Here is a 13,571-nt window from a genome sequence, read left to right as displayed (position 1 = left end):
TCAGAGGTTTCCCTCGCAATAAATTGCATTTAAAATACATCTATTATAATTTCATCAGGACATAACGCACATGGCGAGAAAACCCCTGGGAAAATACCGACAGCGGGAGATCCGTACCGTTGGGTTGATGATCGAATTGTATGAAAAACACCACCCTGAAACCGACGATAACGCGCAGTATAAAGACTTATTCAATTACGCCATCAAGCGTCTGGAACGCTGCCAGTTCGGTGAAGATAAACCCGCGTGTAAGCATTGCCCTATCCACTGCTATCAACCCGCCAGACGCGAAGCGATAAAAGCAATTATGCGCTGGTCAGGGCCGCGAATGCTATTACGTCATCCGATTCTGGCGATTCGCCATTTGATCGACGATCATCGGCCAGTGCCTGATTATCCGAAAAAAGAGACACCACCGAAAGCACCAAATGGACGGGTCATTCGCTTAGCCGCGCAGCATACTGCATCAACAGATACCGAACCAACGTTGAAGCAAATAAAATGAAGGGCGAATCAAATAGGAAAAGGCCGCGTAAGCGGCCTTTTTGGGTGACACAATTACTCTTTGGGAGAGGCGTTCTCTACCCTACTTTTTAGCTTTTGCCCCGGACGGAACGTGACCACGCGGCGCGCCGTAATCGGAATATCTTCGCCAGTTTTTGGGTTACGTCCCGGACGTTGGTTCTTGTCTCGCAAATCAAAATTGCCAAAGCCTGATAACTTGACCTGCTCGCCATTTTCCAAAGCGCGACGAACTTCTTCAAAAAACAGCTCGACTAGCTCTTTGGCATCCCGTTTGCTTAGCCCGAGCTTCTCAAACAGGTATTCTGACATTTCAGCTTTAGTAAGCGCCATAGGTTCAATCCCTCAAGGATGCTTGGAATCGCTGTTTTAATGCTGCTACGCATTCTGCAACGGTAGCGGCAATTTCCTCTTCTGCCAGTGTACGCGTGGTATCTTGCAGGATCAGACTGATAGCCAGACTCTTATAACCTTCGGCTACACCCTTCCCTCGGTACACATCAAACAAGTTTACGCCAACTAACTGATTTGCGCCAACTTTCTTACACTCGGCCAAAATGTCGCCCGCTGGGACATTTTCAGCGACCACCACGGCAATATCACGACGGTTCGCCGGGAAGCGGGAAACCTCGCTCGCCTCAGGCAATACGCGGTCTGCGACCTTATCCCACAACAGTTCGAATACTACGGTGCGCCCGTTAAGATCTAACTTACGCTCCAGTTCTGGATGAATAACACCAATAAATCCAATGTGTTCTCCGCCCAGATAAATAGCAGCACTTTGTCCCGGATGCAATGCCGGATTATTTTCGGCCTTGAATTCGATCTCTGACAACTTACCCGTCAGTGCCAGAACCGCTTCTAAATCGCCTTTTAAATCATAGAAGTCAACGGCCTGACGCGCCAGATCCCAATGCTCTTCATAACGCGAACCGGTAATCACCCCCGCCAGCATCAGATCCTGACGAATACCCAGGTCAGCACTGGCGTCTGGGACAAAACGCAGACCACTTTCAAACAGGCGCAGGCGGCTTTGTTGACGGTTTTGGTTATACACGGCCGCACTCAGCAAACCGCTCCACAGCGATAAACGCATTACTGACATCTCTGCGGAAATCGGACTCGGCAGGCTCAGCGACGCTTCATCAGGATGGATAAGCCCCTGAATTTTCGGGTCAACAAAACTGTAAGTAATTGCTTCCTGATAGCCGTGATCGACCAATAATGTTTTTACGCGCTTCAATGACAGCGACGCTTCGCGATGCGAGGTCATGATCAACGGCGCCTGAGTCGGAATATTCGGAATGTTGTTGTAGCCGTAAATCCGCGCGACTTCTTCAACCAAATCCTCTTCAATTTCCATGTCGAAGCGCCAGCTCGGTGCTGTTGCCTGCCAGCCTGCATCGTTCTTCGTCACGTTACAGCCTAAACGTTGCAGAATATCGCTCACCTGCTCATCAGCAATCACATGACCAATCAGACGATCCAACTTCTCACGGCGTAACGTAATCGTTGCACGCGTTGGTAAATCAGCTTCACTGGTGACATCAACGACCGGACCCGCTTCACCACCACAGATATCGATCAACAAGCGAGTCGCACGCTCAATGGCTTTATGTTGCAAAGCCGGATCGACACCACGTTCGTAGCGGTGGGAAGCATCCGTGTGCAAACCGTGACGACGTGCGCGCCCAGTAATCGACAGCGGATTAAAATAGGCGCATTCCAGCAGCACATTTTGCGTTTCTTCATTGACGCCAGAATGCTCACCGCCAAAAATGCCGCCCATCGACAATGCATTCTGCTGATCGGCAATCACCAACGTATCTGCGCTCAGTTTCGATTCGTTACCGTCCAGCAGCGTCAGCGTTTCGCCCTCTTTCGCCATACGCACAATAATGCCGCCATTCAGACGATCGAGATCGAACGCGTGCATCGGCTGTCCGAGTTCCAGCAGAACGTAGTTGGTAACATCAACCACGGGATCGATAGAGCGAATACCGCAACGACGCAGTTTTTCACGCAGCCACAACGGCGTGGCGGCCTTAACGTTGACACCTTTCACCACACGGCCTAAATAGCGCGGGCACGCCTGTGGGGCCTCGACCTGAATCGGGAAAGTATCCTGAATTGTCGCGGCGACCGGCTCAATAGCAGGTTCATTCAGCGCCAGTTGATTCAACACGGCCACATCCCGTGCCACACCGATGATACCTAAGCAATCCGCACGGTTCGGCGTGACGCTAATTTCAATCGCATTGTCATCCAACTTCAGATACGCACGAATATCTGTGCCAATCGGTGCATCGGCTGGCAGTTCAATAATGCCATCATGATCGTCGGAAATGCCCAATTCGGAAAATGAGCACAGCATGCCTTCAGACGGCTCGCCACGCAGTTTGGCGGCTTTGATTTTGAAATCACCCGGTAACACCGCGCCTACCGTCGCTACAGCGACTTTCAGCCCCTGACGACAGTTCGGCGCACCGCAAACGATGTCCAGCAGGCGTTCACCGCCCACGTTCACTTTCGTCACACGCAGCTTGTCTGCGTTCGGATGTTGCGCACATTCGACGACTTCACCCACAACCACACCGTGGAATGCGCCGGCAACCGGCTCAATGCCATCGACTTCCAGCCCAGCCATCGTGATTTGTTCGGATAGCGTTTCGCTATCAACCGCCGGGTTTACCCACTCGCGTAACCAGAGTTCACTGAATTTCATGATGTATACCCGCCTTACTTAAACTGTTTGAGGAAACGCAGATCGTTTTCGAAGAATGCACGCAGATCGGTCACGCCATAGCGCAACATCGTCAGACGCTCCATGCCCATACCGAACGCGAAACCGGAATACACTTCAGGATCGATACCGACATTACGCAGGACATTCGGGTGCACCATGCCGCAACCCAAGACTTCCAGCCATTTGCCGTTTTTACCCATCACATCCACTTCCGCAGACGGTTCGGTAAACGGGAAATAAGACGGGCGGAAGCGAACCTGCAAATCTTCCTCAAAGAAATTACGCAGGAAATCATGCAGCGTGCCTTTCAGGTTGGTAAAGCTGATGTCTTTATCGACGATCAACCCTTCCATCTGATGGAACATCGGCGTATGGGTCTGATCGTAATCGTTACGATAAACGCGACCCGGTGCGATGATGCGAATAGGCGGTTGCTGCTTTTCCATGGTGCGAATCTGCACACCCGATGTCTGCGTACGCAGCAGGCGTGTCGCATCAAACCAGAACGTGTCGTGGTCAGCGCGTGCGGGGTGATGGCCTGGGATATTTAGTGCATCAAAGTTGTGATAGTCGTCTTCGATTTCTGGCCCGGTTACCACCGAAAAGCCCAGCTCGCCGAAAAAGGTTTCGATGCGATCGATGGTACGCGTCACCGGATGCAGCCCGCCATTTTCAATGGTACGGCCCGGCAGGGAAACATCAATGGTTTCCTGCGCCAGACGCGCATTCAACTCAGCGGATTCCAGCGTTTGCTTACGGGCATTCAGCGCATCCTGAACGTCTTGCTTAGCCTGGTTAATAACGGCACCAGCAGCAGGGCGTTCTTCAGCCGGCAACTCGCGCAGCGAGGTCATCTGAAGGGTTAAGTGACCTTTTTTACCCAGATATTCGACACGCACATTTTCCAGTGCGGCAACATCCTGGGCCTCTTCTATAGCTGTTCTGGCTTTAGCAACCAGCTCTGCGAGATGTGGCATTGTGTTCCTCTTTTTCTGCCTATGCGGCCAACGGTCATGAGTGAAGAATGTCGTTTTACTAAAAACGATAGTAAAAACCGATAATTATAAACAAAAAAGCCTCCCAGAGGGAGGCTTAAGCGCTACTTTTCGTTTCTTTTCTTATGCGCAAAGCCCCCTGAGTTCAGGCGCTAAAGTAAAAAAAGAAACGGAAAATAGCAGCGTTCATACTTGCGTTACCTTGTGCTGAAAATTATGAAAAATCGTGTCAACAATAAAAAATTGTCGTGCTGACGAAAAGAGGGAGCCAAAGCTCCCCCTCTCAACTGACTTACGCCAGTGCCGCTTTCGCTTTTTCGACCAGCGCGCTGAACGCTAATTTGTCGAATACGGCGATATCGGCCAGAATCTTACGGTCAATTTCAACAGAAGCTTTTTTCAAGCCGTTGATGAATTTGCTGTAAGACAAGCCATTTTGACGGGCTGCTGCATTGATACGTGCAATCCATAACTGGCGGAATTGACGTTTACGTTGACGACGGTCGCGGTAAGCGTACTGACCAGCTTTGATTACTGCCTGGAAGGCAACACGATAAACGCGCGAACGGGCACCGTAGTAACCTTTCGCTTGTTTCAATATTTTCTTGTGACGTGCACGGGCAACTACACCACGTTTTACGCGAGCCATATGCTCTCTCCTAAAGTCTTATTCTGAATTAAAAAAAGGTTACTTATGCGTACGGCAGACATGCGACAACCAGGCCCAGATCTCCTTTGGAGACCATACCTTTTGGACGCAGATGACGTTTACGCTTAGTTGACTTTTTGGTCAGAATATGACGCAGGTTAGCATGCTTACGCTTGAAACCACCACCGGCGGTTTTTTTGAAGCGTTTAGCGGCGCCGCGTACTGTTTTAATCTTTGGCATTATTATTTCCACTTCGCATTGTTAATAAAACGAATCAGATAAGGCGAACAAAACCGCACAGGTTGATTGCTTGACGCAAAAAGGTCGTGCGGTCCCGCTACTTGAATGCCTTACTGTTTCTTCTTCGGTGCTAGCACCATGATCATTTGACGGCCTTCGATCTTCGTTGGGAAGGATTCGACGACAGCCAATTCACTCAGATCGTCACGAACGCGGTTAAGCACTTCGATACCAATCTGCTGGTGCGCCATTTCACGACCGCGGAAACGCAGTGTGATTTTGGCTTTGTCACCATCTTCCAGAAAGCGAACCAGGTTGCGTAGTTTGACCTGATAGTCGCCATCATCAGTACCAGGCCGGAATTTAATTTCCTTAACCTGAATAACTTTTTGTTTTTTCTTCTGTTCCTTTGTAGCCTTACTCTTCTCATAGAGGAACTTGCCGTAATCCATGATTCGGCAAACCGGCGGCTCGGCGTTCGGACTGATTTCAACTAAATCAACACCTGCTTCCTCGGCTTTTTCTAATGCTTCATTCAGACTGACAATGCCAAGCTGTTCGCCTTCGACGCCTGTCAGGCGTACCTCATGTGCGCGAATTTCTCTGTTGATGCGATTAGGACGCGCCGGTTGAACTCGTTTTCCGCCTTTAATACCTTATTCCTCCAATTGATGAAGACTACGGCTGCGAATCTCTTGTTGCAGCTTACTGATAACTTCACTGACATCCAGGCTCCCCAGGTCTTTACCACGACGAGTGCGAACAGCAACTTTTCCTGCCTCAACCTCTTTGTCGCCACAAACCAGCATATAGGGAACCCGCCGTAAAGTGTGTTCGCGGATTTTAAAGCCTATCTTCTCATTTCTCAAGTCTGCTTTTACACGAATGCCCGCTTCTTGCAATTTTCGGGTCAATTCATTGACATAATCAGACTGACTATCGGTGATATTAATAATCACCGCTTGAACCGGGGCTAACCAGGTTGGGAAGAAACCGGCGAATTCTTCGGTCAAAATACCGATGAAACGCTCCATTGATCCCAAAATAGCCCGGTGAATCATAACTGGCACCTGGCGCTCGTTGCTTTCGCCAACGTAAGACGCGTTCAGGCGACCCGGCAATGAAAAGTCGAGTTGCACCGTACCACACTGCCACGCACGATCCAAACAATCATGCAGAGTAAATTCAATTTTAGGGCCGTAGAACGCCCCTTCACCCGGCTGATAGTCGAATGCGATGTTATTTTCAATCAATGCGGCTGCCAAATCGGCTTCGGCACGATCCCACATGTCATCGCTACCAATGCGTTTTTCAGGACGCGTAGACAGTTTCACCACAATTTTTTCAAAACCGAAGGTGCTGTACATGTCGTACACCATCTTGATGCAACTGTTCACTTCATCGCGAACCTGCTCTTCCGTACAGAAGATGTGCGCATCGTCCTGAGTAAAACCGCGAACGCGCATTAAACCATGCAGAGAGCCTGACGGTTCATTACGGTGACAGCTACCGAATTCGGCCATACGCAGCGGCAGATCGCGGTATGATTTCAATCCTTGATTGAAGATTTGTACATGGCCCGGACAGTTCATCGGTTTGATGCAATATTCACGATTCTCCGATGACGTCGTGAACATCGCTTCTTTGTAGTTTTCCCAGTGACCGGTTTTTTCCCACATCACGCGATCCATCATGAATGGACCTTTTACTTCCTGATACTGGTACGACTTCAGCTTCATACGTACAAATGCTTCCAGTTCGCGGAAGATTGTCCAGCCATCGTTGTGCCAGAATACCATTCCCGGCGCTTCTTCCTGCATGTGATACAGGTCAAGCTGTTTGCCGATCTTGCGGTGGTCACGCTTAGCCGCCTCTTCGAGACGTTGCAGGTAGGAAGCCAGTTGTTTTTTATCTGCCCATGCCGTGCCATAGATACGTTGCAGCATTTTGTTTTTGCTGTCACCACGCCAGTAAGCACCGGACGTTTTCTGCAATTTGAAATGGTGGCAGAAACGCATATTCGGTACGTGTGGACCCCGACACATATCGATGTATTCTTCATGATGATACAGACCAGGACGGTCATCGCGACTGATGTTCTCATCCAGAATCGCTATTTTATAAGTCTCACCGCGTGCAGCGAAGGCATCGCGTGCTTCCTGCCAACTGACTTTTTTCTTAATGACGTCATAGTCAGTATCAGCAAGCTCGTGCATACGCTTTTCGAGCAGTTCAATGTCTTCCTGAGTCAGCGTTCGGTCAATATCAACATCATAGTAAAAACCGTTATCGATAACCGGACCAATCGCCATTTTGGTATCTGGCCATAATTGCTTGATCGCATGACCCAAAAGGTGCGCACAGGAATGGCGAATAATTTCCAGACCCGCATCATCTTTCGCGGTGATAATGGCGAGTTGCGCATCGGTATCGATCTTATCGCTGGCATCAACCAGCTCGCCATTGACGCGTCCGGCGATGCAGGCTTTTGCCAGACCGGGACCGATATCAAGTGCAACATCCAGGGGAGAAACGGCGTGGTCGTAATGACGCTGACTTCCATCAGGAAGGGTGATAACTGGCATTATAATTCCCTTATTTACAGTGGTGAACCACACGAAAGCTCACATGCAAAAATTCGTCTATCAATTGAAAATCAAAAGTGTTAGCCATGCTATTTCTCTGTACTCTGTGAAATATATACACATGATGCGAACACAACGGTGCGCACTAGCGTGACATGGGTAACGTCAGGGCAATAATACACCTTATAACTTGTGTGTTAAAGCCAGATGGGTAGCCTGTTCATCTTTGCTATATGCTGAACAGGCTACAAAAGCGTTTACGGCGTTTGTACCGATTTCAACGCCGCGTTATTTTTGCGGGAAAGTCGGAAACCGAACCAAATCACCGCAACCCAAAACGGTATTAATATTACTGAAATGCGGATCCCCGGCGACAGTAGCATAATGACCAAGATTCCTGCCAGGAAGGCCAGACACAGGTAGTTGCCCCACGGATACCAGAAGGCTTTGAACGCAGGTACAATTCCCTTCTCTATCATTGCCTGACGGAAACGCAGGTGTGCAAAGCAGATCATGATCCAGTTAATCACCAACGTCGATACCACCAGCGCCATCAGCAGTTCAAAGGCTTTGCCCGGCATCAGGTAGTTAATCGCCACACCGAGCGATGTCGCCAATGCCGACAGCGCGATAGAATGAACCGGCACACCGCGTGCGTTGACCTTGGCAAGAGATTTCGGTGCATTTCCCTGTTTTGCCAAACCGTACAGCATCCGGCTATTGCAATATACGCCGCTGTTATACACGGAGAGCGCCGCTGTCAGTACCACAATGTTAAGGGCGTTGGCCACAATGTTGCTATTTAGCGCATGGAAAATAAGTACAAACGGACTACCACCGTCAACAACATTCCCCCACGGATAAAGCGATAACAAAATAGACAGCGCGCCGATATAGAAAATCAGGATGCGGTATACCACCTGATTGGTCGCCTGAGGAATGGAGCGTTTCGGATCGGCAGCCTCTGCGGCCGTGATACCCACTAATTCCAGACCACCGAATGAAAACATGATCACAGCCATCGCCATGATTAATCCGCTCACGCCATGCGGCATGAACCCACCATGGATCCACAAGTTACGCACCGTTGCGGTTTCACCGCCATTGCCACTCAGCAACAGATAACTGCCAAAAACAATCATTCCGACGATGGCAAGCACTTTGATAAGGGCGAACCAGAATTCTGTTTCTCCAAACATCCGCACATTAATCAGATTGATCAGGTTGATGAGCACGAAGAATATCGCAGCAGACAGCCAGGTTGGCGTTTCAGGCCACCAGAATTGAATATAAATCCCTACCGCCGTCAGTTCCGCCATCCCAACCAGAACAAACATCGCCCAGTAGTTCCAGCCGGCCAGAAAACCCGCAAAATCGCCCCAGTATTTATAGGCGAAATGGCTAAACGAACCGGCTACCGGTTCTTCCACCACCATTTCACCCAACTGTCGCATAATCAGAAACGCAATCATTCCAGCGATAGCATAACCCAGTAAAACGGATGGCCCCGCCATTTGGATAGTCTGCGATATCCCTAAAAACAATCCCGTACCAATAGCGCCACCTAGCGCTATCAACTGAATATGTCGGTTTTTTAACCCGCGTTTTAAAACCAGCTCATGTTGATCATTTGCCATGTTGTTTTGAGCATTTGTCATATTATTTTTATGCTTCCCGTAAAGCCTTCTTCATTTTATATCAAGACTTGCTCGCATCATCAGTATGAAAGATGACGCGAGCAGGCAAAGAATAGGGGTTTAAGCGCGACACAGTGACGGGCGATTAACGTTCAGGGATGACGCTTTTAAACGTGAGTTCCACCTCGTCATTATCAAGCTCCGCGGCCATTGCTTCAGGTTCATTTTTCTCTATATGCTTCTGGGGCTGCAATTTTTTCAATAACGCGACCTGCTGACGTTGCTGCTCTACGAGCTCTTGCAGCAATTTTATTTGCTCATTCGCTCTGACGCTTGCCCGATTGACAAAAAACCAGATCAACGCAGCCAGCAGCACAACCAGCAAGACAAAAACCACTTCTAATATGTTCACAACGACTCCACTTATCACGACTTATGATCGATACCTCTGGACCATCTTAACACCGTGGCACCGTCAAGTTCGATACCCGACCACATCCGTTATCCACATCGTGTTGATGAATATCGCTATCGTATTGACACAAAAATAAAAAAGCCTGTCGGTAAAGACAGGCTCAGGAATTGATAGGAAATATCAGAAAGGATAATCGTGGTAACCCATTTGTTCAGAGATATTTCTGGCCGCAGTATGCAGCATCGCCACATATTCGTGTTTGTTTTCTTCTGAAAAACGAATCGTTGGGAACGAAATACTGAGGCCGGCAATGACTACGCCAAAACGATCAAACACTGGCACAGCGATACAGCGCAACCCTTCTTCCTGCTCTTCGTTATCTTCTCCGTAACCTTGCTCGCGCACGACATCCAATTGGTTAAGGAGATCTTCAGCCGTGCACAGTGTGTGTGGTGTACTGCGCGTAAATTCGACCGTCGACAGAACCTCTTCCACTTCGCTGCGATCGCGCCATGCCAGCAGCACTTTACCGATCGCGGTACTGTGTAACGGGTTGCGGCGACCAATACGCGAATACATACGCAGGTTATACATTGAGTCAATCTTGTGGATATAAACGATGCCGTCTTCATCCAGTGCGCCAAGGTGAATCGTTTCCCGCGTTAGTGCAGACAATTCACGCATCTGTATATCTGCACTACGGATTAAATCTACGTTCTGCAATGCTTTGGCGCCAAGTTCAAACAACTTGAGCGTCAACGAATATTTCTCTGATTCGCCTTCCTGCGCCACATAGCCCAGGGATTTCATCGTCTGCAAGAAGCGGTAAACAGTACTCTTAGACATCATGACTCGCTGAGAAAGTTCGGTAATACCAATTTCTCTCTCTTCACCTAATGCCTGCAAAATACCAAAGACCTTTAAAACGGACGACACGGAATCGGGTTGTTTATCTAAATCTGCAATAGCCATTTTTGTGGTTACCCTACTCAGGTTTTTTTGTTTTAAAAAAAATAGAACAATGGTTTTAGTATAAAGGGAACGCTTTGATTATGGCAATGGAGCAACAACGATAATCAAGTTAACTTTGAGAAACAACCGCGTCAGAGACGTAATAAATAATATGTAAGAAAATATTTAAAATAATCCGCGCCATAAAATATGACGCGGATTTATTAGTATTATTAGTTCCAGACTGAATCAGGAACCTTCGCCAGATACAGTGCTGGTTTTCCATCTACGTCGGAAGTAAACAGGACTTGTTTATTATCCGGGGTGAAAGACGGATGCGGGTGAGTGACCTGACGATCCCCTTCCAGTACGTCCCAGGACGTATTGTGCTGTGCAATGCGATGTTCTTTGCCAGTTTTCAGGTTGAAAACATACAGGAACGGATCGTTCTCAATTTTGTAGCCACCATCGTCCTGAACGTCGACCGGCGCATCGGAACCATCACCAACCAGCAGCGTGCCGTCATAGTTACTCATCAGGTGAGAACACGGCGGCATGACGCGCAACTGACGATCTTCCAGCGTGACGGGATCGATGCTGCGGATGTAGCGGTTGCTGTCATCTTTAAGGTAAGAGACGTAAATCATCGCGGAACCATCCGGTACCCAGAATTCGTGGGTACAGCTTTCGCCTTCAGCATGCTCTTTCACTTTACGCATGTTGGTGCCATCTTCATTGATGAACCACATACGGGCATCAACCAGGTCGTGCGGGCCTTCGTGACAGAACGCCACCGTGTTGTCATCACCAGGACGATAAATTGGGTGACCCAGCCACTGATTTTCCTGAAGAATAGTCTCGGCTTTGCCCGTGACCAAATCGACGCGAATCAGACGACAGCATGGATTAGTGAAGTAGAATTCCTGAAATTTTTTCCAATCGGTCAGTGGCTTCCAATCTTCCTTTTTGATCTCAATACCGACCATTTTGGTGCAATCAGAGTTGGCAACCCAAGTACCATAGCCGACCCAATCGTCAGGCACCTGATAAATCGTTTTCTCTTCCAGCGTAGCCAGATCGACACGCATCAGATTGCGGGTATTTTTGACGTAATACAGCGCATCATCATTCGGGGACAGGAAACCACCGAACGTGTTGTCGCCCTTGCCTTCCGTCAACTGCGTGGCGCTCTGCGCTTTTAAATCCAGCAGGTAGTAATTCCACGGGCCGTCAAACGCCGCGCCAAATAACAGTTTACTACCGTCATTGAAGAAGCACTTCTGGTAGAAATAGTTGCGGTGGCAGATAACATCGGGCGGGGTTAAACGCACAACTTCGGTGCCGGTTGCTGAATCCTGGTAGGTATGGAACGTTAGGGGGATCTTGTTACCTTTGGCCATCCGTAAATCCTTAGAACTTATCATGAAGAATTTGACGCCACACGCGCATACTCTTCGATAACCTGACCTTTCGAGATCGTCCGGTAAATCGTTCACTCCGACACCGGTTGTTCAAAAATCAGGCCACCAATCTCACGCGAGACGCCTGTTATATCGGCATTATAGAAACAATGTTTCATTTTTCCGTGATCGTGGTTTTATTTTATAAAACATTCTTCATGTTTTCACCATCTGTTTCAGATCGAATAACAACATTCAGATGGAAAATCAGTAGAAACAGATGAATCAACAACCCCTGAAATAACAAAGGCCCGAATGGGCCTTTGGAAGGAAACGATTGTGATTACTTCAGATATTCGCCAGAGCGCAGCGCTTCAATTCGCTTATCCAACGGCGGGTGTGACATAAACAATTCGCTGAAGGATTTCGATTTCCCATTAATGCAGAAAGCCATCATGCTACCCTCTTCTTGCGGCTCATAGCTGGTCTTCAAGCGTTGCAACGCAGCGATCATTTTCTCACGCCCCACCAGCTTAGCGGAGCCGGCATCCGCATGGAACTCTCGGTAGCGTGAGAACCACATGGTGATGATGCTGGCAAGAATACCAAACACCAGTTCCAGCACTGTCGCGACAACAAAGTAAACCGCCATATTACCGCTGCCACTTCCGCCTTCATCGCGGTTGCCGGACAGAAAGCCGGAAGCAACCTGAGCGATCAAACGAGAAGCAAAGATAACGAAAGTGTTCACGACGCCCTGAATCAGCGTCATCGTCACCATGTCGCCATTGGCAATGTGGCTAATTTCATGTGCGATAACCGCTTCCGCCTCGTCACGGCTCATATTTTGCAGTAAACCGGTACTCACGGCTACCAACGACGCGTCACGACGGGCGCCCGTTGCAAACGCATTGATGTCTGGAGCATGGTAAACTGCCACCTGTGGCATGGCGACGCCAGCCTGTTGTGACTGTGAACGAACGGTTTCCACCAGCCAACGTTCTGTGTCGTTGCGTGGTTGTTCAATGACCTCACCGCCAACGGACCGTAACGCCATCCATTTAGACAACAGCAGTGAAACAAACGCACCGCCAAAGCCAAACAGCCCAGCCATAATCATGAGGCCCTGGACACTGCTGGACTGAATTCCCGTCAGGCTGAGTACCAGCCCGAAAACCAACATCACCGCCAGGTTGGTGATCAGGAAAAGCGCAATACGCATCATAAAGGTCAGATTTCCTCTCGTAGAAAGATCAAGTTTGCCACATTTATATCGTATGGGTTGTGGTGGTATTTTCAAGCATTCTTAACTTTTCAGTTACCAAATCCACATAACTTTACACTTTCTAAAAGGAAAGCGGCATCCAGCTTGCCGTATCAGTGCAGTGGTGTTGATCGAAAATAGATTCAGTGGCGGGCAGAACATCATC

The 13,571-nt window shown here is 48.8% G+C and carries 14 protein-coding genes and 1 other annotated feature; of the genes, 1 reads left to right on the top strand and 13 read right to left on the bottom strand.

Annotated features, from left to right (window positions below; translation table 11 throughout):
* The first annotated feature begins 70 nt into the window (after nt 1-70).
* Complete coding sequence (locus OI69_RS00680) at nt 71-505, top strand: nitrous oxide-stimulated promoter family protein (RefSeq protein WP_072034238.1); 435 nt, start codon at nt 71-73, stop codon at nt 503-505.
* Nucleotides 506-558: 53 nt separating this feature from the next.
* Here OI69_RS00680 and ihfA read toward each other — a convergent pair whose 3' ends face one another.
* From ihfA to htpX, 13 genes are all read right to left on the bottom strand, one after another.
* Nucleotides 559-855 (bottom strand): integration host factor subunit alpha, encoded by a 297-nt coding sequence (ihfA, locus tag OI69_RS00675; protein ID WP_009112984.1) that lies wholly within the window; start codon nt 853-855, stop codon nt 559-561.
* Nucleotides 856-859: 4 nt separating this feature from the next.
* Entirely contained in the window at nt 860-3,247 is a 2,388-nt protein-coding gene (pheT, locus tag OI69_RS00670) for a phenylalanine--tRNA ligase subunit beta (protein WP_039344710.1), read from the bottom strand.
* 14 nt (nt 3,248-3,261) lie between these two features.
* Nucleotides 3,262-4,245, bottom strand: coding sequence for a phenylalanine--tRNA ligase subunit alpha (pheS, locus tag OI69_RS00665; protein WP_039344708.1), 984 nt, complete (start codon nt 4,243-4,245; stop codon nt 3,262-3,264).
* Nucleotides 4,246-4,334: 89 nt separating this feature from the next.
* Nucleotides 4,335-4,458 (bottom strand) — a sequence feature (Phe leader region).
* On the bottom strand, nt 4,409-4,453 hold the full coding sequence (gene pheM, locus OI69_RS19730) for a pheST operon leader peptide PheM (RefSeq protein ID WP_106120997.1): 45 nt from the start codon (nt 4,451-4,453) through the stop codon (nt 4,409-4,411). It overlaps the preceding feature by 45 nt.
* Before the next feature lie 97 nt (nt 4,459-4,555).
* On the bottom strand, nt 4,556-4,912 hold the full coding sequence (rplT, locus tag OI69_RS00660) for a 50S ribosomal protein L20 (protein WP_005968887.1): 357 nt from the start codon (nt 4,910-4,912) through the stop codon (nt 4,556-4,558).
* Nucleotides 4,913-4,955: 43 nt separating this feature from the next.
* The gene (gene rpmI / locus OI69_RS00655) at nt 4,956-5,153 is read right to left on the bottom strand and encodes a 50S ribosomal protein L35 (RefSeq protein ID WP_004263702.1); all 198 of its coding nucleotides are present in this window, start codon (nt 5,151-5,153) and stop codon (nt 4,956-4,958) included.
* A gap of 110 nt (nt 5,154-5,263) precedes the next feature.
* The gene (gene infC / locus OI69_RS18940; protein ID WP_072034236.1) at nt 5,264-5,806 is read right to left on the bottom strand and encodes a translation initiation factor IF-3; all 543 of its coding nucleotides are present in this window, start codon (nt 5,804-5,806) and stop codon (nt 5,264-5,266) included.
* 3 nt (nt 5,807-5,809) lie between these two features.
* A complete protein-coding gene (gene thrS, locus OI69_RS00645; RefSeq protein WP_039344675.1) occupies nt 5,810-7,738 on the bottom strand; it encodes a threonine--tRNA ligase in 1,929 nt (642 codons plus the stop codon).
* A gap of 257 nt (nt 7,739-7,995) precedes the next feature.
* Entirely contained in the window at nt 7,996-9,396 is a 1,401-nt protein-coding gene (locus tag OI69_RS00640; protein ID WP_039344672.1) for an amino acid permease, read from the bottom strand.
* Nucleotides 9,397-9,520: 124 nt separating this feature from the next.
* Nucleotides 9,521-9,787: a YebO family protein gene (locus OI69_RS00635; protein WP_039344669.1), complete on the bottom strand. Its 267-nt coding sequence runs from the start codon at nt 9,785-9,787 to the stop codon at nt 9,521-9,523.
* Between the two features lie 183 nt (nt 9,788-9,970).
* Nucleotides 9,971-10,762, bottom strand: coding sequence for a DNA-binding transcriptional regulator KdgR (kdgR, locus tag OI69_RS00630; protein WP_039344666.1), 792 nt, complete (start codon nt 10,760-10,762; stop codon nt 9,971-9,973).
* Between the two features lie 212 nt (nt 10,763-10,974).
* Nucleotides 10,975-12,141, bottom strand: coding sequence for an oligogalacturonate lyase (ogl, locus tag OI69_RS00625; protein WP_039344663.1), 1,167 nt, complete (start codon nt 12,139-12,141; stop codon nt 10,975-10,977).
* A 343-nt stretch (nt 12,142-12,484) separates the two neighbouring features.
* Nucleotides 12,485-13,366, bottom strand: coding sequence for a protease HtpX (htpX, locus tag OI69_RS00620; protein ID WP_039344659.1), 882 nt, complete (start codon nt 13,364-13,366; stop codon nt 12,485-12,487).
* Between the last annotated feature and the right edge of the window lie 205 nt (nt 13,367-13,571).

It is taken from the genome of Pectobacterium fontis, assembly GCF_000803215.1.
GTDB lineage: Bacteria > Pseudomonadota > Gammaproteobacteria > Enterobacterales > Enterobacteriaceae > Pectobacterium > Pectobacterium fontis.
The sequence above is the reverse complement of the archived record's forward strand: the minus strand, read 5'-3'. Positions and strand labels throughout refer to the sequence as shown.